The organism is Lutibacter citreus (assembly GCF_003260195.1).
In the GTDB taxonomy this organism is placed as follows: Bacteria; Bacteroidota; Bacteroidia; order Flavobacteriales; family Flavobacteriaceae; genus Lutibacter; species Lutibacter citreus.
In genome coordinates, this window is the sequence record NZ_QEIH01000004.1 from 110,742 (window position 1) to 135,845 (window position 25,104).

The 25,104-nt window shown below is 29.5% G+C and carries 21 protein-coding genes; 7 read left to right on the plus strand and 14 right to left on the minus strand.

Annotated features, from left to right (window positions below):
- Positions 1-12: 12 nt before the first annotated feature.
- On the plus strand, positions 13-906 hold the full coding sequence (locus DAD81_RS09475; RefSeq protein WP_111708024.1) for a TIGR01777 family oxidoreductase: 894 nt from the start codon (positions 13-15) through the stop codon (positions 904-906).
- Positions 907-952: 46 nt separating this feature from the next.
- Here the strand turns inward: DAD81_RS09475 and DAD81_RS09480 are convergent, their stop codons facing one another.
- The 5 genes from DAD81_RS09480 to dnaK form a co-directional block, all read right to left on the minus strand.
- Positions 953-2,239 (minus strand): NAD(P)/FAD-dependent oxidoreductase, encoded by a 1,287-nt coding sequence (locus DAD81_RS09480; RefSeq protein WP_111708025.1) that lies wholly within the window; start codon positions 2,237-2,239, stop codon positions 953-955.
- A 45-nt stretch (positions 2,240-2,284) separates the two neighbouring features.
- Positions 2,285-2,761: a hypothetical protein gene (locus tag DAD81_RS09485; RefSeq protein WP_245949206.1), complete on the minus strand. Its 477-nt coding sequence runs from the start codon at positions 2,759-2,761 to the stop codon at positions 2,285-2,287.
- Between the two features lie 85 nt (positions 2,762-2,846).
- Positions 2,847-3,797, minus strand: coding sequence for an NAD(P)H-dependent flavin oxidoreductase (locus DAD81_RS09490; RefSeq protein ID WP_111708027.1), 951 nt, complete (start codon positions 3,795-3,797; stop codon positions 2,847-2,849).
- A gap of 78 nt (positions 3,798-3,875) precedes the next feature.
- On the minus strand, positions 3,876-5,027 hold the full coding sequence (locus DAD81_RS09495) for an endonuclease/exonuclease/phosphatase family protein (protein ID WP_111708028.1): 1,152 nt from the start codon (positions 5,025-5,027) through the stop codon (positions 3,876-3,878).
- Positions 5,028-5,265: 238 nt separating this feature from the next.
- Complete coding sequence (dnaK, locus tag DAD81_RS09500) at positions 5,266-7,173, minus strand: molecular chaperone DnaK (RefSeq protein WP_111708029.1); 1,908 nt, start codon at positions 7,171-7,173, stop codon at positions 5,266-5,268.
- A gap of 221 nt (positions 7,174-7,394) precedes the next feature.
- Here dnaK and DAD81_RS09505 point away from each other — a divergent pair, with 221 nt between their 5' ends.
- Together DAD81_RS09505 and DAD81_RS09510 are read left to right on the plus strand one after the other, a co-directional pair.
- Positions 7,395-8,819, plus strand: coding sequence for an L-serine ammonia-lyase (locus DAD81_RS09505; protein WP_111708030.1), 1,425 nt, complete (start codon positions 7,395-7,397; stop codon positions 8,817-8,819).
- Between the two features lie 78 nt (positions 8,820-8,897).
- Positions 8,898-9,233 carry a DUF2853 family protein gene (locus tag DAD81_RS09510; protein ID WP_111708031.1) on the plus strand — a complete coding sequence of 112 codons (336 nt, stop codon included), beginning with the start codon at positions 8,898-8,900 and terminating at the stop codon, positions 9,231-9,233.
- Positions 9,234-9,290: 57 nt separating this feature from the next.
- Here the strand turns inward: DAD81_RS09510 and DAD81_RS09515 are convergent, their stop codons facing one another.
- The 6 genes from DAD81_RS09515 to DAD81_RS09540 all read right to left on the minus strand — a co-directional run bounded on the left by DAD81_RS09515 (position 9,291) and on the right by DAD81_RS09540 (position 14,656).
- A complete protein-coding gene (locus DAD81_RS09515) occupies positions 9,291-9,584 on the minus strand; it encodes a hypothetical protein (protein WP_111708032.1) in 294 nt (97 codons plus the stop codon).
- A gap of 12 nt (positions 9,585-9,596) precedes the next feature.
- On the minus strand, positions 9,597-10,571 hold the full coding sequence (locus DAD81_RS09520; protein ID WP_111708033.1) for a deoxyhypusine synthase family protein: 975 nt from the start codon (positions 10,569-10,571) through the stop codon (positions 9,597-9,599).
- Positions 10,561-11,499: an agmatinase gene (speB, locus tag DAD81_RS09525; RefSeq protein ID WP_111708034.1), complete on the minus strand. Its 939-nt coding sequence runs from the start codon at positions 11,497-11,499 to the stop codon at positions 10,561-10,563. The genes DAD81_RS09520 and speB overlap by 11 nt, the downstream gene beginning before the upstream one ends.
- Positions 11,492-12,889, minus strand: coding sequence for a type III PLP-dependent enzyme domain-containing protein (locus DAD81_RS09530; RefSeq protein ID WP_111708035.1), 1,398 nt, complete (start codon positions 12,887-12,889; stop codon positions 11,492-11,494). Before DAD81_RS09530 ends, speB begins: the two co-directional genes overlap by 8 nt.
- A 329-nt stretch (positions 12,890-13,218) precedes the next feature.
- Positions 13,219-13,977, minus strand: a complete 759-nt coding sequence (gene yaaA, locus DAD81_RS09535) for a peroxide stress protein YaaA (RefSeq protein ID WP_111708036.1) — start codon at positions 13,975-13,977, stop codon at positions 13,219-13,221.
- A gap of 25 nt (positions 13,978-14,002) precedes the next feature.
- The gene (locus DAD81_RS09540; RefSeq protein WP_111708037.1) at positions 14,003-14,656 is read right to left on the minus strand and encodes a VOC family protein; all 654 of its coding nucleotides are present in this window, start codon (positions 14,654-14,656) and stop codon (positions 14,003-14,005) included.
- A 163-nt stretch (positions 14,657-14,819) separates the two neighbouring features.
- Between DAD81_RS09540 and DAD81_RS09545 the strand changes: the two genes are divergently transcribed.
- Positions 14,820-16,367, plus strand: coding sequence for a carbon-nitrogen hydrolase family protein (locus DAD81_RS09545; RefSeq protein ID WP_111708038.1), 1,548 nt, complete (start codon positions 14,820-14,822; stop codon positions 16,365-16,367).
- A 62-nt stretch (positions 16,368-16,429) separates the two neighbouring features.
- On the opposite strand, the gene DAD81_RS09550 is transcribed toward DAD81_RS09545, so the two are convergent.
- Positions 16,430-18,958 (minus strand): beta-galactosidase, encoded by a 2,529-nt coding sequence (locus DAD81_RS09550; RefSeq protein ID WP_111708039.1) that lies wholly within the window; start codon positions 18,956-18,958, stop codon positions 16,430-16,432.
- 255 nt (positions 18,959-19,213) lie between these two features.
- On the opposite strand from DAD81_RS09550, the gene DAD81_RS09555 reads away from it, so the two are divergent.
- Positions 19,214-20,656, plus strand: coding sequence for a sulfatase (locus DAD81_RS09555; protein WP_179950044.1), 1,443 nt, complete (start codon positions 19,214-19,216; stop codon positions 20,654-20,656).
- A 338-nt stretch (positions 20,657-20,994) separates the two neighbouring features.
- Positions 20,995-22,155 carry a right-handed parallel beta-helix repeat-containing protein gene (locus DAD81_RS09560; protein ID WP_111708041.1) on the plus strand — a complete coding sequence of 387 codons (1,161 nt, stop codon included), beginning with the start codon at positions 20,995-20,997 and terminating at the stop codon, positions 22,153-22,155.
- A 172-nt stretch (positions 22,156-22,327) separates the two neighbouring features.
- On the opposite strand, the gene DAD81_RS09565 is transcribed toward DAD81_RS09560, so the two are convergent.
- Together DAD81_RS09565 and DAD81_RS09570 are read right to left on the minus strand one after the other, a co-directional pair.
- Entirely contained in the window at positions 22,328-23,353 is a 1,026-nt protein-coding gene (locus DAD81_RS09565) for an RluA family pseudouridine synthase (RefSeq protein WP_111708042.1), read from the minus strand.
- Positions 23,354-23,359: 6 nt separating this feature from the next.
- Positions 23,360-23,911, minus strand: coding sequence for a PASTA domain-containing protein (locus DAD81_RS09570; protein WP_245949208.1), 552 nt, complete (start codon positions 23,909-23,911; stop codon positions 23,360-23,362).
- Positions 23,912-24,122: 211 nt separating this feature from the next.
- Here DAD81_RS09570 and DAD81_RS09575 point away from each other — a divergent pair, with 211 nt between their 5' ends.
- Positions 24,123-25,103 (plus strand): D-alanine--D-alanine ligase, encoded by a 981-nt coding sequence (locus DAD81_RS09575; RefSeq protein WP_111708044.1) that lies wholly within the window; start codon positions 24,123-24,125, stop codon positions 25,101-25,103.
- The last annotated feature ends 1 nt before the right edge of the window (position 25,104 follow it).

Genomic DNA, 25,104 nt, shown 5'->3' on the forward strand with positions numbered 1-25,104 from the left:
AACTGTTTTTTTATGGAGAATGTTTTAATAACCGGAGGTACAGGTTTAATAGGTAAAATCTTAACACAAAAACTTATTACTAAAGGATATAGTGTTTCCATTTTAAGCAGAAATAAAACTAAAAACTCCAATACTTATAGCTGGAATATTTCTGAAGGATTTATAGAGAATAAAGCTATAGAAAAGGCAGATTACATAATACATCTTGCTGGCGCAGGCATTGCAGATAAACGCTGGACAAAGCAAAGAAAAAAAGTATTAATAAACAGTAGAGTTAATTCAACCAAACTATTATTTCTAAAAGTAAAGGAATTAAATCCCAAATTAAAAGCCTTTATTGCTGCTTCAGGTGTAGGGTATTATGGTGCTATCACTTCAGAAAAAATATTCCAAGAGAATGATGCTCCAAACACTGATTTTTTAAGTGTAATCTGTACTCTTTGGGAAAAAGAAGTAACTAAATTTAACTCCTTAAATATAAGAACCGTTATTTTAAGAACTGGCGTAGTATTTTCGAAAGAAGGTGGTGCATTAGAAAAAATTATAAAACCTATACAACTTGGTTTAGGAGCCCCCTTGGGCAGCGGAAAACAATATATGCCATGGATAGCCATGGAAGATTTATGCAATATGTATGTATCAGCAATTGAAAACCCAGAGCTTAAAGGTGCTTATAATGCAGCTGCACCAGAACATATTACTAATAAAGCATTAACTAAATCAATAGCTAAAACATTACAAAAACCTTTATGGCTTCCTAATGTTCCTGCCTTTATCCTGAGAATTATGTTAGGTGAGCTCTCAGTTATTCTTTTAGAAGGAAGCAGAGTTTCTTCTGAAAAAATCAAAAAAAATGCTGGCTTTAAGTTTAAATATCCAACAGTTGAAAAATACTTTTCAAAATAAGTAGGCGTTTTGCTTAAATGAATACTAAACGGCTTCCAATTAAGTTTTAAAAAGACTGCTTGTTTTTATTTTTAAAAGGTCTAATTATTAATCTAGTTTCTCTATCAAAACGAATGTAATTATACACCCAATTAAAAAATACCACCGCCCTATTTCTAAAACCTATTAAGGAAAACAAGTGTACAAACATCCAAACAAACCAAGCAAAAACACCTTGAAATTTCCATTTTGGTAAATCAACCACCGCTTTATTTCTTCCAATAGTTGCCATTGAACCTTTATCATTGTATTTAAAAGGTCTTATATCTTTATTTTCTAATTGTGCTATTAAATTTTTTGCTAAATGTTTACCTTGTTGAATTGCAGGTTGCGCCATCATAGGGTGCCCTTTAGGAAACTCTTTGGTATCCATACAAGCAATATCTCCAATAGCAAAAATATTTTTATAGCCAATTACTTTATTAAATTCATCTACTTTTATTCTTGCAGCTCTCTCAATTACACATTCTCCTTCCAATCCATTAATTAATTCCCCTGATACACCTGCCGCCCAAATGACTGTGCAAGATTTAAAAGCTAAATCTGTATCAGTTTCAACATTATAACCATCATAATTTGTTACGTGAACACTTTTATAAATATTAACTCCCAATTTAATTAAAAAATCTTCCGCTTTTTCAGATGCCTTTTCACTCATTGCCTTTAACAATCTTCCACCTTGAACAATGTTTATTTGCATCTGACGGATATCCAAATCTGGATAATCTTTAGGTAAAATACCTTTTTTCATCTCAGCCAAAGCTCCGGCCAATTCAACTCCTGTTGGACCACCACCAACTATAACAAAATTCATTAAAGCATTTCTTTCCTCTAAATTTGAAGTTAATAATGCATCCTCAAAATTTTCCAAGATTAAACTTCTTAAATTTAAAGATTGAGGAACATTTTTCATTGCCATACTAAACTTTTCAATATTAGTATTGCCAAAATAATTTGTTTTAGAACCTGTTGCAATAATTAAATAGTCATATTTTAACTTACCTATATTTGTATGAATTTTTCTTTTATTAGTATCAATATTTGAAACCTCTGCTAAACGAAAATAAAAATTAGGAATATCTTTTATAACTTTTCTTAAAGGATAAGCAATTGAGTCTGGCTCTAATCCTCCTGTAGCAACTTGATACAATAATGGTTGAAAGGTATGATAGTTATGTTTATCAATTAAAACAACTTGTACTTCTTGATCTTTTAAACCATTAATTGTTGCAAGTCCTGCAAACCCTCCGCCAATTATTACAACACGAGGTAAACTCGTTTTTGCGATATTCATATTTTTATTAATATCTAATTCCAAATTACTTTTATTTAGTTAAAATTAATTATTTACCTCCCGCTTTATTACCTGAATTGACTCTTCTGAATTTACTAGCTTATAGACCAATTTGGTTCTTAAAACATCAATATTTTCATTGTAATAAATTGCCCATTTGTAATCTTTATATAATTCTTTAATTTGTTTTATCCTTTTAATTGCAAATTCCAATGTCATTAAAAAATGTTTTGAACTTTCTGCTTTATCGCAAACAAACAATTGCGGATTGTTTTCAACAACATCTATATAAAACAATTTTTCATTCGTATTTATTGAATAAAAATCACCCCAATTAGCATAACCAACATAATAATTTTGGTTTTTATACTCTTTAACATCATTAATCTTCCACCTACAATTAGCTACTCTTCCCCAATGATTTGAGTAACGATAAACGCCTTCTTTTGTATAAAAATAAGAACTTCCTGATTTACTTTTAAAATGAACTGACTTTTGATTAAAAAAATCAATATCTACCATTTTAAATTCGCAATAGGTATGTTTAAAAAAATTCAAACTATTATAGGTCTTCAAAACTTGATAAAATTACAATTGAGCAAAAATATTAATTTATAAGCTTTGCTACTATATTTTTTACCGATAAAATTTTTGTGGTATGTTCAATACTGGGTCCGGCAACCCAAACGGTTTTATAAGTTGCTTTTGTGGCTGCGTTTTTAGTTGCATTCATTCCTATAGAAAAACGTATAAGCTTTACCCATTTTTTAAGTGTTTTATTTTTATTCAACACACTTTCTATCCAAGTTTGCTTTGTTCCTATCTTTTGTACATAAGGGGTATTAATAACTGTACAGGGAGTTCCAGAAATACGTTCAGTCATAACAATATCACTAGCTCCATATGTAACACAGGCATTCTTGTATTCATCTGTTATACTCGCCTCTTTAGACGCTATAAAAGGGCTTCCTACTGAAACACCAGCGGCTCCATAACTTAACATCTCATCAATATCTTTTTTACATCCTACACCACCCGCTGAAATAATAGGAATACTGCAATTTGCACTCAATTCTTTTATAAGTTCTTCTGGTGATTTATTTCCTCTATGACCTCCTGCTTCATTATTTACCGCTATAATAGCATCAGCTCCTAAATTTTCTACTTTTTTAGCAAATTTTAAATCTACTACATCACAAAATACCTTTATGTTATTTTTATGTGCTTGCTTTATTGTTTCTTCTGGGCTTCCTAATGAAGTAATTATAAAATCTACTCCTTCTTCACAAATTACAGTTAATTGATCCTTATATTTAAGGTTAGATTTATTAACAATTAAATTAAACCCAAAGGCTCCTCCTTCAACTTTTGCAGCTTTTAACTCTTTAATTGCTTCTCGTAATTCTTCTAGAGTTCTATAATTTAAAGCAGGAATACAGCCAGCTATACCACTTTTCATTGCCTCTACCACCATTAAAGTATTTGAGACCAAAAACATTGGAGCTTGAATTATTGGATATTTTATATTTAATAATTTAGTGAGATTTAAGGAATTCATGTATTTTATTTTATCAAATATAGTAAATAATTTACTATGCACGCATAACAACAAAGCCTTAAATAAAAAGTAAAATAACTATAAACTTTTAAGATACGCCTCGCTGTGATCTACTTTTATCTCAACCCACATTGGTAAATGATCTGAAATTTGAAAAGTCTTCCAGACTTTAAAATAATAGTCTCGTAATCTATCATCATCAACTAACATTTCTTTTAAATCTGTAATTGACTCTTTAAGTTTATTAATATTTTCAATTCTAGTCACTTTTCTATTCTGCTCATTAATCAAGGATTTCTCCTTATTTTTTAATTGTTTATTCAATGTTTTTAAAACTTCGTATTTATAATCTTCAAATTGATTTTCTCTAATTACATGATTATAAAAATTAAAAGTTCCAGCACTGTTATCTTCTTCCCCTAATTGGAAAAATCCAGATTTAGAACGAATCCCAATTTGATCATAATATTTAGTTTGAAAAGTATTAGTTCCTACCGGTTTATCTCGAATCTGAAAAGGGATTTCAAAACCATTGTCTAATAATGCTTCCATAGTTTCATGCTTATGATCAACTATATTAAAATCTCCTAAAACCATTAATGTTTCTTTGTCTCCATCTGCTTTCTTCTTTAAGAACTTTGCAATTCCTTCTATTTCTGCTTTTCTTCTTTCTAGCTTAACTCCAGAATCTGCTCCAAAATAAATATGTACAGTACATAAACTAAATTTTGTCCATCCAGATTGAAATGAAACAATAAAAGGAGTTCTAGCAAACTGAATATCACCTTTTATTAAGCTTGTTTTAGGCAACACAACCTCTCCTGCTACATTTTTAAAAGACACTCGTCTGGTATCATAAATAAAAGTCATTCTTTCTTGATTTCCACTTTTCCCTGTAGTAATATCTGTAGTAATATAATCCCATTTATTTCCAAGTAAATACATTAACTTATTTAACGCTCTTAAATTTTTGTTTACTTCTTGAACAGCAATTAAATCAAATTCTGAAACAATTTGGGCAATGTAAAAATAAGACTCATTTAATCTTGGACCATGTTTAAATTTATTGGAATCAAAATCTCGAATATTCCATGTTGCAATCAATAAATTTTTATCTAAACTCTTTTTGGGTACAGTTTTTTTTATTGCTTTTTTAAGTTCTAAAAGGTTAGCAACAACTAAATCTCTTCTATCTTTTTTTATTTCCTTTTTAAGTTGATAATATCTCATAACAATTATACTTAGTAGTTAACAATTTTGGATTTTAATTTACAAAATAATTTGTTTACAAGCAAGTTGTGTTTTTTTATACAACCCTGAAATTAAGACAAATACCATATTTTATCATAAAAATAAAAAAACATATCTTTTAATTATATAAAACAGCCTCTTAGCCAATATTTCAATAAATTTTAAAACAAAAAAAGACCCCCAATAGGGAGCCTTTTTTTCACATATTAAAAGAATACTACTCTTCTTTTACCTCTTCAAAGTCAACATCTTCTACATTGTCTCCTTCATTTTTAGGTTCAGCACCAGCACCTTCAGTTGGAGCACCTTGAGCTTGACCTTCTTGTTCAGCTTTGTACATTTCTTCACTTGCTACTTTCCAAGCTTCATTAATTTTTTCCATTGCAGCATCAATTTGTGCAAGATCTTTAGATTCATGAGCTTTTTTCAATTCAACTAAAGCAGCTTCAATTGGTCCTTTTTTATCTGCAGATAATTTATCTCCAAACTCTTTCAATTGTTTTTCCGTTTGGAAAATCATTGAATCGGCACCATTAATTTTTTCAGCAGATTCTTTAGCTGTTTTATCTGCTTCTGCATTTGCTTCTGCATCAGCTTTCATTTTTGCAATATCTGCATCAGATAAACCTGAAGATGCTTCAATTTTAATATTTTGAGATTTTCCAGTTGCTTTATCAGAAGCCGTTACATGAATAATACCATTTGCATCAATATCAAAAGTTACTTCAATTTGAGGAATTCCTCTTTGAGCTGGTGGAATATCTGTTAATTGGAAACGTCCTATAGTTTTATTATCTGCAGCCATTGCTCTTTCACCTTGTAATACGTGAATATCTACTGATGGTTGGTTATCTGCAGCTGTTGAGAATACTTGAGATTTCTTTGTAGGAATCGTTGTATTTGCATCAATCAACTTTGTCATAACGTTACCCATAGTTTCAATACCTAAAGAAAGTGGAGTAACATCTAATAACAATACATCTTTTACATCACCTGTTAAAACTCCTCCTTGAATAGCTGCTCCAATTGCAACAACCTCATCTGGATTTACACCTTTTGAAGGTGCTTTTCCGAAGAATTTTTCTACAGCTTCTACAACTGCAGGAATACGAGTTGACCCACCAACTAAAATAATTTCATCAATATCTCCTGTTGATAAACCAGCATTATTTAATGCAGTTTTACAAGGCTCAATAGTTCTTTTAACTAAATCGTCAATTAATTGTTCAAATTTAGCTCTTGATAAAGTACGCACTAAGTGTTTAGGTCCTGATGCAGTAGCTGTAACATATGGTAAATTAATTTCTGTTGAAGCAGAAGAAGATAATTCAATCTTAGCTTTTTCAGCAGCTTCTTTTAAACGTTGTAAAGCCATTGGGTCTTTACGTAAATCCATATTTTCATCAGCTTGAAACTCTGCTGCTAACCAATCAATAATTTTTTGGTCAACATCATCACCTCCTAAGTGTGTATCACCATCTGTAGCTAATACTTCAAATACTCCGTCTCCTAATTCTAAGATAGAAACATCATGTGTTCCTCCTCCAAAGTCAAAAACAACTATTTTTTGGTCTACACCTTTTTTATCCATTCCATAAGCTAATGCCGCAGCAGTAGGCTCATTTATAATACGGCTTACTTTTAAACCTGCAATTTCACCAGCTTCTTTAGTTGCCTGACGTTGAGCATCATTAAAATAAGCAGGAACTGTTACAACAGCTTCTGATACTTCAGTACCTAAATAATCTTCAGCTGTTTTCTTCATTTTTTGAAGAATCATTGCAGAAATTTCTTGTGGAGTATATAATCTTCCATCAATATCAACACGTGGTGTATCGTTATCTCCTTTTACCACTTTATAAGGTACACGTTCTGCTTCCATTTTAGATTCAGAATATTTGTTCCCCATAAAACGTTTAATTGAATAAATGGTTTTTAATGGATTTGTAACCGCTTGTCTTTTTGCAGGATCTCCAACTTTACGTTCTCCTCCTTCAATAAAAGCTACAATTGATGGTGTAGTTCTCTTTCCTTCTGCATTAGGAATCACAACTGGTTCGTTCCCTTCCATTACAGAAACACAAGAGTTGGTAGTTCCTAAATCAATTCCTATAATCTTACTCATAATATATAATTTAATTTTGTTTTTATTATTTTTTTCAATCTTACAATTACAATTAGTCAATGATTATGCCATTAGAAAATTTATGCCAAGTTGTCATAAACTTCTATTTAAAAAAGTTTAAATTGTCATTTATATCCTAAATTCAATACTAAATACGCTTTTAAATACTTATGTTATTTACATTATGATATATTTGAAGCATTCTAAAATTATATTATTTAATGGAGTGTATTTCTATATTTGACATGCTAAAAATTGGTGTTGGTCCCTCAAGTTCTCATACTTTAGGTCCCTGGAGAGCAGCCGAGCGATGGATTAATCATCTTCATAAAACAGAACTCTTTGCCAAAACCACAAAAATAAGTGTAGATTTATTTGGTTCTCTTTCTTTAACGGGTAAAGGCCATGCTACAGATTTAGCTGTAATTTTAGGTTTAGCAGGTTATGATCCCGAAACTATTGCTACAGAAGATATTTCAAGCATAATTAAAAACATTCAGAATAAAGGGAAACTTTTATTTGGAAATACTTTTGAAATAGATTTTAACTCTAAAAATGACATTACATTTAATTCTGAATTTTTACCTTTTCATGCCAACGGAATTACTTTTACCGCTTTTTCAGAAGAAAAAGAAATTTCAAGTGACACCTACTATTCAATTGGAGGTGGTTTTGTAGTGCGAGAAGAATTAATTCATGCCAAAGAAAATATTGAAATTCAAAAAACTTTTCCTTTTCCAATTCAAAAGGCCATTGAATTAGAAGTTTATTGCAGAAATGAAGGGAAACTAATTTCAGAAATTGTATTAGAAAATGAAAAATCACTAAGAACCGAAAAAGAAATAGACTTTGAAATTAACCGTATTTGGGATACAATGCTTGAATGTATGTACACGGGATGCCATACTGAAGGAGTCTTGCCTGGTGGTTTAAATGTAAGACGAAGAGCATTTGATATGCACCAAAAATTAAAAGGCGGAATGCCTTATAACAATCCTAAAGAATGGATTGAAAGTATTAGAAGTACCGGTGTTCATTTTCGTCAAATTTTAAAATGGGTAAGCTGTTTTGCTTTAAGTGTAAACGAAGTAAATGCTAATTTAGGAAGGGTTGTTACCGCCCCAACAAATGGAAGCGCTGGTGTTATTCCTGCCGTATTAATGTATTATATGGTAATTGAAAATCACGAGGCCAATTTTAAACACATTAAACAATTTTTATTGGTTGCCGGTGAAATTGGAAGTATCTTTAAAAAAGGTGCAACTATCTCAGCTGCAATGGGTGGCTGTCAGGCTGAAATTGGAGTTTCAAGCGCTATGGCCGCAGGAGCCTTAACAGAATTGCTTGGTGGAACTCCAGAACAAGTTTTAATGGCTAGTGAAATTGCAATGGAACATCATTTAGGCTTAACTTGTGATCCTATTGGTGGATTGGTTCAAATACCCTGTATTGAACGTAATGCAATGGGAGCTATTAAAGCTATTAGCGCAACTGAATTGGCTTTAGAATCTGATTTTAATAATGCTAGAGTTTCTTTAGACAAAGTAATTTCAACTATGTGGGCTACTGCTAAGGATATGAATTCTAAATATAAAGAAACTTCTGAAGGCGGATTAGCTGTTGGTGTGAATCTTTCAGATTGTTAAAATAATTACAGTATTACGAATTATATTTTTTATATTTGGTAAAAGGAATATTAATAAAAACAAAAAAATTCGTTACTCATGAGTAAATTCGATGAAAAATTAGCACTTTATAAAGGTGAAATGGACAAATTAGGTTTAAGTTTTGATGCTGACTTGCTAACAGCTGTTACAAAAGGTTTAGGACCGTCTATTTATAAAAAAGATGCTGAAACTGTTTCTGGATCAGATCCAAAAGAATTAGCTACAGTAAAAAACAACTTCTTAATTAAAAAATTAGGCCTTTCTGATGGACCAAAATTAGATGAAGCTATAGCAACTGTTATTGAAAAAGTTGGAAAATCTAATAGAAATAAATATAGAGCAATTGTATATTATTTATTAGTTAAGGAATTAGGTAAAGAATCTATATACTAATAAATCAAAACATATTATAAATAAAAAAAACCTGCAATTGCAGGTTTTTTTTATTTATTAATAGTCACCTGGATCATCATTGGCGATATCTTCAATATCATCTTCTTGATAAACATCGTCAAAATTATCTTCACCTGCATCATATTCATCCATCGTTTCTTCTAATTTTAAACTAATTTTCACCAAGTAAATAGTATCTTCTGTTTTTACCTCTACGGCTTTTACAGATTCTCCTTGAGCATTTTTAAATGTAAAAATATCTTTATATCCATAGCCTTCAGGAAATTTTTCAACTAACATATCTAAAATATCATTTGTTAACTTACTATAATCTACAATTACTCTTTTCATTAGAAATAATAATTACATTTTTAATAAATAAGCGAAAATTAATGGAGCAACAATTGTTGCATCAGACTCTATGATAAATTTTGGAGTATCAATATCTAGTTTTCCCCAAGTAATTTTTTCATTTGGAACAGCTCCCGAGTATGACCCATAACTTGTAGTTGAATCTGAAATTTGACAAAAATAGCTCCAAAAAGGTGTATCTGTTCTTTCCATATCTTGATACAACATTGGTACTACACAAATTGGAAAATCTCCAGCAATCCCACCTCCTATTTGAAAGAAACCAATACCATCTTTTGAATTCTGAGTATACCAATCTGCTAAAAATGTCATATACTCAATTCCAGACTTCATAGTACTTGCTTTTAATTCACCTTTTAATACATAAGACGCAAATATATTACCCATTGTACTGTCTTCCCAACCAGGAACTATTATAGGTAAATTAGCTTCTGCAGCTGCAAGCATCCAACTATTTTTTGGATCTATTTCATAATATTGCTCTAAAACTCCAGACAATACTAATTTATACATAAACTCATGAGGAAAGTAACGTTCTCCAGCATCTTCTGCATCCTTCCAAATTTTAAAAATATGCTCTTGTAAACGTCTAAATGCTTCCTCTTCTGGAATACAAGTATCCGTTACTCTATTTAAACCTTTCTCTAATAATCCCCATTCTTCTTTTGGTGTTAGATCTCTATAGTTTGGTACTCTTTTATAATGAGAATGTGCTACCAAATTCATAATATCTTCTTCTAGGTTTGCACCTGTGCATGAAATTATTTGAACTTTATCTTGTCTAATCACTTCTGCAAATATTTTTCCAATTTCAGCCGTACTCATTGCCCCTGCTAAAGAAACCAACATTTTAGATCCTTTTGCTAATTGTTCTTCATATGCTTTAGCTGCATCAACCACTGAAGCTGCATTAAAGTGTAAAAAATAATTTTCTATAAAATTTGTAATAGGTTTGTTAGTTGTCATAATCGTCGTCTTCTAATTTTGTGTTTTTATTAATTGGTTCTTTAAAACCCTTCATATCATCATAATCTTCATCTTCACTATTGTTAAACTTATAGCTTAACATTTTATAATATAATTTTGCCGCAAGAAAGTCTGATGATTTATCTTTCTCATTTGGACATAATTCAACAATATCAAAACCAACTACATTTTTTTCTTTAAATATTTTCTTTAAAAAATCTAATGTTTCATACCAAAGTAACCCTCCTGGCTCTGGTGTTCCTGTTGAAGGTAATATAGAAGGATCAAATGCGTCTAAATCTATAGTTAAAAACACATTTTTGGTCATTAAATCAATTGCATTTTCTCCCCAATAATCATCTGTTGCCATATCGTGTGCAAAAAACACTTTATCTGTGTCCATTACTGTCTTTTCAATAGCATCCATACTTCTAATTCCAACTTGAATTAAATTAGTTGTTTGACTTGCTTCATAAACAGCACAAGCGTGATTACAAGTAGAACCATCGTACTCTTTTCTTAAATCTGCATGTGCATCAATTTGAACAACTGTTAAATTATTAAAACATTCATTAAAAGCTCTTATTGTACCTATTGATATAGAGTGTTCACCCCCAAATAATGTTACAAATTTGTTCTTTTTAATATAAGATTTGGTTACTTTATGAACCTCATCTACCATACTTTCAGGTGAAGTATTTTCAGTAATTGCATCTGCTAGATAAATACCATTTTTATAAACTTCAGTATCTGTTTCAATATCATAAAGTTCCATATTTTCTGAAGCTTGTAAAAATGCTTCTGGCCCTTTATCTGCACCTTTTTGCCAAGTACTTGTTCCGTCATAAGGAACTGGAATCAATACAATTTTAGAAGTATCAATTCTGCTATTTTGTTCAGGAATCCCTGCGTAAGTTTTTTTATTCATAACCTAAGATTTTTAAAAAATCGCTTGCTGTTTGTTTTTCTTTAAAAACATTGTACTCTAACTCTCCTTTTTCGTTTTTTGAAATAATTAAATGTTTTGGTTGAGGAATTAAACAATGCTGTAATCCTCCGTAACCTCCTATTGATTCTTGATAAGCACCTATATTGAAAAAACCTAAATACAATGGTTTCTCTTCTTTATAAATTGGTAAATAAATGGCGTTCATATGCTGCTCAGAATTATAATAATCATCACTATCACAGGTTAAGCCACCTAATAAAACGCGTTCATAATTATCATTCCATCTATTTAATGGTAACATAATAAAACGCTTATTAATTGCCCAACTATCTGGTAAGGTTGTAATAAATGAAGAGTTTATCATATTCCAACGTTCTCTATCATTTTGCTTTTTTTGATATAAAACTTTATAAATAGCACCACCGCTTTCACCTACTGTATAACTTCCAAATTCTGTAAAAATATGAGGTGTTTGAACCTCAGCTTCTTCACATGCTTGTTTAATTTGAGAAATAATTTCATCAATCATATATTCATAGTCATAATCAAAACCTAATGAATTTTTAATTGGAAAACCTCCCCCAATATTTAAACTATCTAAACCTGGGCAAATACGCTTTAAATTAATGTAAACCTTTAAACATTTGTTTAATTCGTTCCAATAATAAGCGTTATCTTTTATACCTGTATTTATAAAAAAGTGTAACATTTTTAAGTTTACTTTTTTATTATCTTTAATATCTCTTCTATAAAAATCTACAATGTTTTTATAGCCAATTCCTAAACGAGACGTATAAAATTCAAACTTTGGTTCTTCTTCTGAAGCTATTCTAATTCCAATATTTATTTTTTTACGAATTCCGTTGGTAAGTAGATCAATTTCTTCATAGTTATCAATAATTGGAAAACAGTTTTTATGCCCTCCATTAATTAACCCTTGAATTTTTTTTATGTATTCATCTCTTTTAAAACCATTACATAAAATATAGGTTTTATCAGTAATTTTACCACTTCTTTTCAGGTTTTCTACAATATCAATATCTACTGCTGATGATGTTTCAATATGAATATCATTACTTAAAGCTTCATTAAGCACATGCTTAAAGTGCGAACTTTTTGTACAATAGCAATAATGGTATTTACCTTTATACTTATGCTTGCGAATAGATGTTTTAAACCAACCTTTAGCTTTTTGAATGTTTTCGCTAATTTTTGGTAAATAAGTGAATTTTAATGGAGTTCCATATTCTTCTGCAAGTTTCATAGTATCTATTCCGTGAAAATGCAAATTCTTTTTTGAATCAACTTTGAATTCTTCTTGTGGAAAATCAAAAGTTTGATTAATTAAATCAATATATTTAGTATTCATTTTTTGTTTTAAATAAAAAGTAACGTCTAATAATTTAGACCTATAAAAGTGTAAACTGAAATTAGCTGTTTATCTATACTTTAAATGACAAAAATATGTGTGTATTTAATACAACCAGAAATTGATTATATAAACCTAAAAAGAGATTTGTAGAAGTTGTCTTTTGCCTTAATTTCTCGTTGTATTTCCAAAATACATAGTAACCTAAAAACTTCTTATTAAAAAAGTTACGACCGAAAAAATTTAAATTTTTCAACGTTAATTAAAAATAACGGAGCAAACATATACAAAAAAACAATATGAATTATAAAAAATTTAAAAAAATGATATTATCTTGTAAACACTAGTTCTTTTTCTGTTGAAAGATTACTGTCAAAAGCATATCCCTCATAATTAAAACCTTTAAGATCTTGAGTATTTTCTATGTTATTATCAATAATATAACGTACCATTAAGCCTCTTGCTTTTTTAGCAAAAAATGAAATTATTTTTAGTTTTCCATTTTTATAATCTTTAAATACGGGTGTTATTACTTCAGCATTTAACAATTTTGTTTTTATTACTTTAAAATACTCATTACTTGCTAAGTTAACAAAAACCTCATTTTTGGTCAACTCTTTATTTAAAGCCTCTGTTACTGTAGAACCCCAGTATTGGTATAAATTGTCTTTTACCCCAACTTTTAATTTTGTTCCCATTTCTAAGCGATAAGGCTGCATTAAATCTAGTGGTTTTAACAAACCGTATTGACCTGAAAGTATTCTTAATTTTTGTTGTAATTGCTCTAGTTGAACTTCAGAAAGTGAATACGCATCCAACCCTATATATACATCTCCTTTAAAGGCAAAAATAGCCTGTTTGGCGTTTTCTTTTGTAAATGGTAATTGCCAATCTTGATTTCTTTGCCAATTCAATTCTCCTAAATTGGCTGAAATACTCATTAGTTTAGAAAGCACTTTTGGAGATTTCTTTTTTAAAACTTTATTTAACTTTTCTGCTTCTGGCAAGAAAATTCCTTCAGTATATACTGAAGTTGGTACTGTAGTTTCAAAATCTAATGATTTGGCTGGTGATATTACTATTTTCATTTTCTATTTTTATTATGAAACAAAATTACATTATTTCAATTATTTCTCCTTTTTTAAATTCAAAATTAAAATCTCCTTTTATAATAAAGTCAGACTGGGAAATTTCATCTCCATTTGGAAACCATTTTCTTAATTCATTATTAACAATTATAAATAGTCCATTTTCATCACCAACCGCACAAAACTGTTCAAAATCACCTTTGTATATAGCTACTTTATTTAATGTATTTAACTTATTAAATATAAACTCTATTTTATTTGAAGCCAATCCTATTTCACTTATATTAATAATTGATTTTGAAGAAAATTTCTCAGCTGAATTTTGATTTAAATTTTTACGAGCAATAAACTCAACAATATTATTATCCAAATCATAAAAATAAATAGCTTTAGCGTTCCAACTTGAAAAATCTATAATTTCATTAGTATCAAAAGATAAAATGTCAACACGTTCTTTTAACCAATACAAAGCTTCCTTTTCTTTATCTGAAGGAATATTAAAAGCAAAATGATAAGGTGTTGCATTTCTCTTAAACTTAAATGTAAGAATTGATTCTCCAATTTTAAAACTAGTAAATTCTGGTGTAGAAATTAAAATTGGCAATTCTAAAATTGTAGCATAAAAATCTATCTGATTATCTAGATTATTTGTAAATATTATGAATTCTTTTATTTTCATTACAGTGTAAATTTAATACAATAAAGCATTAAAAATCATCTATTTCAATACTTAATAATTATTTTAGAATAAATGAAACCTATGTGAATTTTTTACTTGTTTTATAAAAAATAAAAAATGATATTCGTATACCAATAAAAACCAATTGGTGTAGAATAAACAAATGATAGAAAACATAGAAAACATAGAACTTCAATTTTTAACTCTTAAAGATTATAAAGAATTAAAAGCTGCAATGATTGAGGCATATTCTAATATGCCAGATTCATATTGGAAAGAATCTCATATAAAATCATTAATTGATAAATTTCCAGAAGGTCAGGTTATAATTAAAATTAATAATGAATTAGCTGGCTGCGCATTATCCATAGTAGTGAATTATAATGAATTTGATGAACACCATACTTATAAAGAAATTACAGGAGATTATACCTTTGAAACGCACCATATAGATGGTGATGTACTTTATGGGATTGATGTATTTATAAAAAAAGAATATAGAGGATTGCGTCTTGGTAGAAGATTGTATGACTATAGAAAAGAACTGGCTGAAAAATTAAACTTAAGAGGAATTGCCTTTGGTGGAAGAATTCCAAATTACCACAAACACGCTCAAGAATTAACGCCAAAAGAATATATTGAAAAAGTAAAACGAAAAGAAATACATGATCCTGTTTTAAATTTTCAAATGTCTAACGACTTTCATCCTTCAAAAGTTTTAAAAGGATATTTAGAAGGTGATGCAAACTCTGGTGAATTTGCAGTATTACTTGAATGGGATAATATCTTATATGAAAAACCAACAAAAAAAGCGCATACAAAGAAAAAAATAGTACGTCTTGGATTAATACAATGGCAAATGCGATTGTATAAAGATTTAGAAGAGTTAATGCAACAAGCAGAGTATTTTATAGATGCTGTTGCAGCTTACCGTTCAGATTTTGCATTATTTCCTGAGTTTTTTAACGCTCCATTAATGGCAGATAATAATCACCTGCCCGAATCTGAAGCCATAAGAGAATTGGCAAAATATACTCCGCAAATTGTTCAAAAATTTTCTGAACTAGCCATTACTTACAATATTAATGTGATTACTGGGAGTATGCCAGAAATTAAAGATGAACTGCTGTATAACGCTGGTTATATATGTAAAAGAGATGGTACAACTGAAAGGTATGAAAAACTACATGTAACTCCAGATGAAGCAAAAGTTTGGGGATTGCAAGGAGGAAACGTATTAAAAACTTTTGATACCGATTGTGGTAAAATTGGAGTTCTTATTTGCTATGATTCTGAATTTCCAGAACTAAGTAGACTGTTAGCAGACGAAGGTATGGATATCTTATTTGTTCCTTTTTTAACAGATACCCAAAATGGTTATTCAAGAGTTAGGCATTGCTCTCAAGCCAGAGCTATAGAAAATGAATGTTATGTGGCAATTGCAGGTAGTGTAGGTAACTTACCTAAGGTGCATAATATGGATATCCAATTTGCACAATCTATGGTATTTACACCTTGCGACTTTTCATTTCCTGCAAACGGAATAAAAGCTGAAGCAACTACAAATACAGAAATGATATTAATTGCTGATGTTGATATTAGTTTACTAAGAGAATTAAATCAGTTTGGTAGTGTTAGAAATTTAAAAGATAGAAGAACAGATATTTTTAATTTGAAAAAAACTGATAAAGTTATTGATAAAGACTCTTAAAAAACTATTAATATATAAATCAAAAATGAAAAGCCCTTTAAAAAGGGCTTTTCATTTTGTTACTAATTTTTTAACTCAAATGAAGTTTTATAAATAGGATATGCTTTAATGTTTTTCACTTCTAAAACATTCTCTTCTTTATTTAAATTAGGCCAATATACCCCATTAAGATAAATTGGATCTTTTGGTTGCAGTGGAATAATTTTTAATTCTAATTTTGTTTCAGGATTGTAGTTTGGCAATAAATGTTTTGTTCCAATTTCCCAAGGCGTTCCATTATAATAATTATCATAAATAAATTTACCATTTTTATATAATCTTAATGCACTTGCTTCATAATCTACCAACACTCTAACATCATATAACCCCTTTGAAATACCCTTAGGAAAACTCAAAGAAATTTTAGTTCCTTTATCAAAAACACTTTCATTAGGAACTCCTACATTTCCATCCTCCTTATTTTTATAGGTAATATTTTTAAACTTAATATCTTTTCCATCCTGAGTTTCCTTAAAATCAAAAGCTACTGGCACTTCCTTAAAATTCACTTCAAATTTATCAAACAGTCCCTCTTTTATTGTTGAAACACCATCAACAGTATTTCTTGGATATACCCACACTAAATTTTCTGTATTTTTACTTATCAATTCAAACTTACCTTTATTAAACAAAACTACTTCTGCATCTGATAAGTATAATTTATCATCATTCTTATAAAGTTGTTTTGCCTGCTTTTGAGTGAGTATTATAAATTTAACGGTTAAATTATCTTTTAAATTCACATCTATATAACAGTCTAACCCAGCCTCTAAAACCTCAACTTTTGTCAAGTTTTTCAATTTAGACACCTTAGCTTTATTCGCTTTTATAGATTTTATATTTGTATTTTCAAAAAGAAATTTCGCTTCAATTCCTTCATTTTTAAAAAATACATATGTATTACTTTCTTTTAAATGAAGCACAGGCTGTGCTGTTGCATACTTAATTGTTGCATTTGATAAAGTAAGGTTAAATGGCCAATAAAAATATGAGTCCACAGGTATTTCAATAGCTTTTTCAGGAATTGTTAATGTTTCATCTTTTAGTTTTATATTAAATTGAACATTCTTAAAATTATAAACTGTATCATTTTTTACGTGATTATTTACAAAAATAAATCCTGTTTTCCCATCAGTTCTAATAGCTCTTTGTAACTCTAATGAATTATTTAAATCTTTCCCTCTAAGTTCATCAATTTCTGCTGGAATAAAAGTTCTACAAGGTGCTAAATATTTCCCAAAATCAGTCATGAAATTTAATTGAACAGGATATTCATGAAAGCTTTTACGTACTTGACCAAATTCACCTATTGCACCTTGAAAATCATTACTAATAATTGAGTTTTCAATTGGACCTTGGTTAAAATCCCTATTCATATATGATAATTTACCAATTGGATTGTTCCCTCCAATATTCATAAAATATCCCATTCCGTTACAACCACTTCCAAGTTCAACAAGTGAAACAGCTGCATTATCTAAATAATCAACATTTGGTCTTCTGTGGTAAGCGATATTCATTCCAATACCAGTTTCACATGTTAAATAAGGATTATTTATATATTTTTCAATATCTGTAGAACTTTTAGAGTCCACATTTGAAACTTCGGTATCAATACCATCAACTGCTCTTAATGTACTAAAACTTAAAGCAGGTGTACGAAAGATATCACTTGCAGCACCCCAAAAATAATCTGCATAAGAACCATGAACTTGTATGGTATGATCTTGAATAAATTCGGCTTTATTCCAACCCGTTGTGGTATATAATGCTACATCCATTCCATATTTTAATGCCATTTCTTTTTCTCTTTCAATCAATTCTGTTCCGCCAATTCCAGAATGCGCAGGAGTATATTCATTATCTAACTGAACGGCAAAAATTGGACCACCATCTTTCCAGTACAAACCTTCCATTTGTTCACCTAGTTTTTCATATAGTTTATCTACAGCTGCTAAATATTCTGGAGCTGTAGAACGTAATTTACCACCACTTCCCGAATGCCCAAAAGGGTCTTTTGGGTTTCCTAATTTTTTCACCAACCAATCTGGATGTCCTCCATTTCTATATTCTCCATTTACCCATGGCCCAATTCTGGCAAAAAACTTTAACCCATGTTTTTGGCATAATTTAATAAAACGTCTTATATCATTTCTTCCTGTAAAATCCCATTTCCCTTCTTCTTCCTCGTGACCTATCCAAAAAGTATAGGCTGCAACACCTGTAAAACCTTGTGATTTCATTTTTAACAACGCATCTTCCCAATATCCGGCAGGATAACGTTGATACTGAAATTCTCCATAAGATGGAATCCAAGGCGTATTATTAATTGAAATATAATTACTATTTACTTTCATTACATCTCCATTTGGTGCAATGCTAACCATTTTAGGAATATCTCTTGGTGTTCCACTTTTGTAGTTTGAAACATCAAAAATTATAGGTTTATTAATTGTTACTGAGTTAGTTTCTGATTGAATTCTTTCTGCCTTTTGTTTTGAACAAGCTACAGTGATTAAGAATACCACAAATAGAAAGTATAATTGCTTCATAAATTAGTCTTTTTATAAATCAAAAATACTGATTATATAATACTTTTGTCATCCATAAATAACCTTGTCAAGTTAATGTCTAGATATAATTCAACAAACTTAATAAATAGGCGCAATGTTTTTTTAAGTTTAGAATAAAATTAACTCTTAAAAAGCTACTTTTCAACTTTCTTAATTAAAAACTCAATTTTTTTCCCGTAAATTAGTGAGATTATTTTTTTCGAAAAAAGTTCCTAATATTTTAATAACAAAACAATGAAATTAAAAAATATCTTATTCCTATTTTTTGCAATAAACATGTGCCAATTATATAGTCAGGAAAAGCCAAATGTTTTGTTCATTGCTATTGATGACTTAAATGACTATGTAAATTGTATGAATGGTGCTATAAAAGTTCCTACACCAAATATTGATAAATTGGCCAAAAATGGAACTTTGTTTACCAATGCTCATTGCCAAGCTCCTATTTGTGGTCCTTCTAGAGCAAGTATTATGACAGGACTTTACCCTTCTACTAGTGGTAATTATTTACAATTAGAAGATATAAACATAAAAAAGGGAAATGAAGCTGTGAAAAAAGCCATTTTCATGCCTGATTATTTTGAGCAAAATGGCTACAAAACAATGGCTGTTGGAAAAATTTATCACAGCGGAGATGGTGCTAAAACTTTTGATGAATATGGCGGTAAGTTTGCCTGGATGGGGCCAAAACCAAAAGAAAGATTTAATTATGATCCTTCGAAAATAAAAAACAAAGTTGGACTTACGCAGACAGATTGGGGTGCCTACCCAGAACAAGACAGTTTAATGACCGACTTTAAAAGTGCTAAATGGGCTGTAAATAAACTTCAGAAAAACTATGATAATCCCTTTTTTCTAGCTGTAGGTTTTTTACGTCCTCATGTACCTTGGTATGCTCCACAAAAATGGTTTGATATGTTTCCTCTAGATAGTATTAAAACTCCACCATACAATAAAAATGACTTTAATGACATTCCTGAATTTGCGAAAAAAGTAGCAGATGCTCCAATGATGCCAACAACAGAAGAACTCATAAAATCTGGACAATGGAAAAATGCGATTCAAGCTTATATGGCTTGTATTGCTTTTGTTGATGCTCAGGTAGGAAAAGTACTAGATGCTTTAGAAAAATCAAAATACGCCAAAAATACTATAGTTGTTTTATGGGCTGACCATGGATATCATTTAGGAGAAAAAAATAGGTTTGCAAAACAAGCACTTTGGGAACGAGATACTAGAACTTTACTAATTTTTAAAGATTTAAATGTGAATAGTTTTAAAAAGTGTAGTGCTCCTGTTCAACTTATTGATATTTACCCTACTCTTATTGAACTATGTAAATTACCTCCATCCAAAACATTAGAAGGAAATTCATTAGTGAGTTTAATTAAAAACCCAAAATTGAACTGGAAACATAAATCTCTATCTTTTTATGGTGAAGGAAATATTGCTATAAGAGATCAACAATTTAGATTAACTAAATATGAAGATGGCTCGCTTGAATTATATGACATGAAAAATGACCCTAATGAATGGAATAATTTAGCCAAAGATAAAAAATACAAAAAGATTGTTAAACGTCTTTTAAAATCTTCACCTAAAAATTGGGCTCCATTATCAACATATTCTAAGTATAATTTTAATGAGTATTTTAAAAAGAATTCTAAAACCCCATAATCTTTTGTCATTCTAAAAGCATTTTAATGTAATAAAGAATCTATGCTTTAAAAGCTCTTGGGATTCTTAGTTTTAGCTCAGAAACACAACTAGTATGAGATGCTAAATTAAGTTCAATATGAAAAATACGTTTCAACCTTACCTTTAAATTAACACTTTTAAAACATAGTGTTACAGATATAATCTATCATTCTTAATTTAAGCATATTTTCATTTTACTTGAAACTATTTAAATCATATGGTTCTTATATTGAATCATATGAAGTTGCAATCATCTTATATTTATTTTTAGAATAGTTGTCTTTCTCTTATTTTTGTTTGAATCTAAATTCATAACAATGGTTAACTCTAAAGCTTTATTTCAAATTATTTTTATACTTTTTATAAGCGCTAAAACTTTAAACGCAACAACTATAAAAGTATCTTCTAAAAAAGGCACTTCGGTTGAAAAATTAAAGAAGGCTTATAGTGAAGCCAAAGACGGAGACATTATCTTAATTGATTTAGATATACTTTTTAAAAACGCAGACAAACAGTTTACGATAAAAAAAAACGGAATCACTTTTATAGGAAAAATAAAACCTAATGGCAATAGATATAGCTTATCTAAAGAAACTCAACAAAACAACTTAATTGTTGTTGAAGCTAGTTTTATAAAATTTGAAAATCTATCATTTAGTAATGCCGTAAACTTAATAAGGTTTGAAGCTAAAAAACAGCTAATTACTAATATTACTGTTAAAAACTGTGTATTTTCAAATGCTCATTATACGGGTATAGATTTTAGAGGTAATTTTAAAAACATACTTGTAGAAAACACAGAATTTAATGATTGTAAATTTAGTTTACAAACTATGGATTCTGTAATTCTTAAAGACTTTATGGTAACAAAATGTACTTTTAAAGGTGGTGACCATCAAATAAGTATTGACAATGCATTTGCAGATACAAATTTAATAGACCATTCTAATATTGTAATTGACAACTGTAAATTTTACGTAGCTAAACGTTTTAATATTGCGTTAGCAAATACTAGAAATGCAACTATTCAAAACAATTCTAGAATGGATGGTGGCTTACAAAAATACTCGCAAGCAATTCATATTGAACACGATACAAGAAATGTTCTAATAAAAAATAACACTATGAAAAATGATGTTGGTAATGCCATTATTATATTTTCAACAGGTTATACAGGTCACGGAAATGGACGTAAAATTCCTGATGAAGAAAAAATAGATTTTGGTTCTAGCAACATTACTTTAGATGGAAATACAATAACGCATAGCAAACAACATGCAATTGCAATTGGATACGGAAAAGGTTTTTTAACAATTAAAGGAAATAACAACATTAAATCTGATGAGAAAATTATTTCTGGTTTTGCAACAAAGAACACCATGACTCTTAATATTGATGAAAAAGCACTCTTTAATGGAAAACAATTTGGTGAAATTACCAAAGATGAGATTGGTGATTATATTAAAATTAAAAGTTAGTTCCTTTAGCTTTTATTTAACAACAGTATGGGTTCTTCGTAAATTAAATAATTTACACCCTAAAGCTTAATTGTTTAATTTATTTTTAAAGTAAAAAAAGTAAAATTCGCTTATCAAACGATAAGCTCAATTAAAACTAATTTTATTTAACTAATAAACACAATCTACCCCTTTAATCCTTCTGATTAATTGTATAGCTTCTCCATTTCTCCAAACAATCAACCATATCCTGTGGAATTTCAGAATTAAATCTTAAAAACTCACCTGTAGTTGGATGCTCAAAACCTAAGGTTTTGGCATGTAAAGCTTGTCTTGGCAACACTTTAAAACAATTATCTACAAATTGCTTGTATTTTGTAAACGTTGTACCTTTTAGCACGTCATTTCCTCCATAACGTTCATCATTAAATAATGTATGTCCAATATGCTTAAAATGTGCTCTAATTTGGTGAGTTCTCCCAGTTTCTAATTTACATTGCACCAAGGTAACATAACTAAAACGTTCAACAACTTTATAGTGAGTTACGGCATGTTTACCAAAATCACCTTCTGGAAAAACACTCATTTGTAACCTATTTTTTAAACTTCTACCAATATTACCTTCAATAGTTCCTTCTTCTTCGTCTATATTTCCCCAAACAATTGCGTAATACAAACGTTCTGTAGTTCTATCGTAAAATTGTTTCGATAAATGTGCCATTGCAAATTCTGTTTTTGCAACAACTAATAAACCACTTGTGTCCTTATCAATTCTATGCACCAAGCCAGGTCTTTCATTTGAATTGGCTGGTAAATTTTCTATATGATGAATAAGTCCATTTACTAAGGTTCCACTATAATTTCCATGTCCTGGATGCACAACCATTCCTACAGGTTTATTAACCACCATCACATCATCATCTTCAAAAACAATATCTAATGGAATATCTTCTGCAACCAATAAATTTTCGTGAGGAGGATGCGCTAAAACTATTCTAACAACATCATTTGGTTTTACCTTATAATTGGGTTTTACAGGTTTGTCGTTTACTAAAACATTTCCTGCTTTTGCCGCTTGTTGAATTTTATTACGCGTAGCGTTTTCAATAAAATTCATTAAAAATTTATCTACACGTAAAGGCGCTTGTCCTGATGGTGCTACATGATTAAAATGCTCGTAAAATTCTTCGTTTTCTGCTCCTATTTCCTCTAAACTCATATATAATTATTTATCAGAAGATGATTGTAAATATCTTCCTGAACCTTCACCATCTCCTAATTTAAGTGTAATAACAGATGTTTTAGGGATTTTATCTCCAGCTTTTAAATCCTTTCCATTAAAAAGTAACCCTCTAACAACATCTTTGGCAATATCCGAAACATATATAGGGTTAGAACTTATCTTAAATCCTATTGCGCTAAGATGTGATGTTACTTGTCTTTTTGTTTTCCCAAAAACATTAGGAATTTCAACATTTCTATAACCCGATGGATTTAATGTTAAATATATTTTTCTATTTTCTTTTACAAAATTACCTGGTTCTGGATCTTGGTCAATTACCGATTTTTTAGGGTAATCTGGATTAAAACTTGCAGAATCAATCACAAATAATTTTAAGTCTAATTCACTTAATGTATGTTCTACTTCACTTAAGCTCATTTTTTCCAAATTTGGAACCTCAATTTTCTGATCATGATTTGTTGATATGTTTACCCATTTCATAACAGCAAAAACAAAAACTATTAAACCTACAATTGCAAATAACAATTGTTTCATAAAACTCTTGGATTTAATAAATTGAACTAAACTCATTTTTCTTTTTTTTATTTTGGCAAAGATACTTTATAAATTTCAAATTACTTAATTGTTTATTTATTCAATTATTTGAAAACAAATCACCTTTTTTTAACTTTTCATTTTTTAACAACACAACATTCAACTTTAATTTATGTAATTTTGCAATCATTGTTAAAGCTATAAACTTAAAATGAAAAAAAATATTGCCATAATAATGGGCGGATACTCGTCTGAAGTTAATATTTCTCTTAAAAGTGGAAATGTTGTTTATGAAAATTTAGACACTGAAAAATACAATGCATATAGAGTTCATATTTTAACCGAAAAATGGGTAGCTTTAGATGAAAATAATAAAGAATACACCATTAACAAAGATGATTTTTCTTTTGTATTAAATGGTAATAATGTATCTTTTCATTGTGTTTTTAACGCTATTCATGGAACTCCTGGAGAAGACGGAAAAATATTAGCATATTTAGAGTTGTTGGGAATTAAGCACACCTCTGCACCTTTTTATCAAATGGCTTTAACATTTAATAAGCGAGATTGTTTAAGCGTTGTAAAAGAGTATGGTATTAAAACAGCGACTTCTTGCTTTTTAAACAAAGGAGATGCTATTATTACACCTGAAATAATTAAAAAAGTTGGATTACCTTGTTTTGTAAAACCAAACAATGCCGGATCTAGTTATGGGATTTCAAAAGTAAAAACTGAAAGTGAATTAATTCCTGCAATTGAAAAAGCATATAAAGAAGATTCTGAACTATTAATTGAATCTTTTTTAGATGGACGTGAAGTTACAATTGGAGTTATTACTTTTGAAGGAAAAATAAAGGTATTACCAATTACCGAAATAGTTACTGAAAACGATTTTTTTGATTACGAAGCTAAATACGAAGGAAAATCAGAAGAAATCACACCCGCTGACCTTCCTGAAAACATACAAATTAAATTAGAAAAAGTTGCCATAAAGACTTATAAAGCACTTAATATGAGTGGTTTTTCAAGAAGTGAATATATTATTGTAAATGGAGAACCTCACTTTTTAGAAATGAATACAGTACCTGGTTTAACAACTGAAAGTATTATTCCTCAACAAGCTAAAGAGTGCAATATTTCATTAGCAAAATTATTTAAAAACGCAATTGAAACAGCTTTAAAAACTAACTAAA

Coding starts and splice junctions, on each gene's coding strand:
- dnaK (WP_111708029.1), bottom strand. CDS start 7,173: ATGAGTAAGATTATAGGAATTGATTTAGGAACTACCAACTCTTGTGTT.
- DAD81_RS09510 (WP_111708031.1), top strand. CDS start 8,898: ATGAGTAAATTCGATGAAAAATTAGCACTTTATAAAGGTGAAATGGAC.
- DAD81_RS09570 (WP_245949208.1), bottom strand. CDS start 23,911: ATGAAACAATTGTTATTTGCAATTGTAGGTTTAATAGTTTTTGTTTTT.
- DAD81_RS09545 (WP_111708038.1), top strand. CDS start 14,820: ATGATAGAAAACATAGAAAACATAGAACTTCAATTTTTAACTCTTAAA.
- DAD81_RS09505 (WP_111708030.1), top strand. CDS start 7,395: ATGGAGTGTATTTCTATATTTGACATGCTAAAAATTGGTGTTGGTCCC.
- DAD81_RS09485 (WP_245949206.1), bottom strand. CDS start 2,761: ATGGTAGATATTGATTTTTTTAATCAAAAGTCAGTTCATTTTAAAAGT.
- DAD81_RS09540 (WP_111708037.1), bottom strand. CDS start 14,656: ATGAAAATAAAAGAATTCATAATATTTACAAATAATCTAGATAATCAG.
- speB (WP_111708034.1), bottom strand. CDS start 11,499: ATGAATAAAAAAACTTACGCAGGGATTCCTGAACAAAATAGCAGAATT.
- DAD81_RS09480 (WP_111708025.1), bottom strand. CDS start 2,239: ATGAATATCGCAAAAACGAGTTTACCTCGTGTTGTAATAATTGGCGGA.
- DAD81_RS09490 (WP_111708027.1), bottom strand. CDS start 3,797: ATGAATTCCTTAAATCTCACTAAATTATTAAATATAAAATATCCAATA.
- DAD81_RS09575 (WP_111708044.1), top strand. CDS start 24,123: ATGAAAAAAAATATTGCCATAATAATGGGCGGATACTCGTCTGAAGTT.
- DAD81_RS09565 (WP_111708042.1), bottom strand. CDS start 23,353: ATGAGTTTAGAGGAAATAGGAGCAGAAAACGAAGAATTTTACGAGCAT.
- DAD81_RS09520 (WP_111708033.1), bottom strand. CDS start 10,571: ATGACAACTAACAAACCTATTACAAATTTTATAGAAAATTATTTTTTA.
- DAD81_RS09555 (WP_179950044.1), top strand. CDS start 19,214: ATGAAATTAAAAAATATCTTATTCCTATTTTTTGCAATAAACATGTGC.
- yaaA (WP_111708036.1), bottom strand. CDS start 13,977: ATGAAAATAGTAATATCACCAGCCAAATCATTAGATTTTGAAACTACA.
- DAD81_RS09475 (WP_111708024.1), top strand. CDS start 13: ATGGAGAATGTTTTAATAACCGGAGGTACAGGTTTAATAGGTAAAATC.
- DAD81_RS09495 (WP_111708028.1), bottom strand. CDS start 5,027: ATGAGATATTATCAACTTAAAAAGGAAATAAAAAAAGATAGAAGAGAT.
- DAD81_RS09530 (WP_111708035.1), bottom strand. CDS start 12,889: ATGAATACTAAATATATTGATTTAATTAATCAAACTTTTGATTTTCCA.
- DAD81_RS09560 (WP_111708041.1), top strand. CDS start 20,995: ATGGTTAACTCTAAAGCTTTATTTCAAATTATTTTTATACTTTTTATA.
- DAD81_RS09515 (WP_111708032.1), bottom strand. CDS start 9,584: ATGAAAAGAGTAATTGTAGATTATAGTAAGTTAACAAATGATATTTTA.
- DAD81_RS09550 (WP_111708039.1), bottom strand. CDS start 18,958: ATGAAGCAATTATACTTTCTATTTGTGGTATTCTTAATCACTGTAGCT.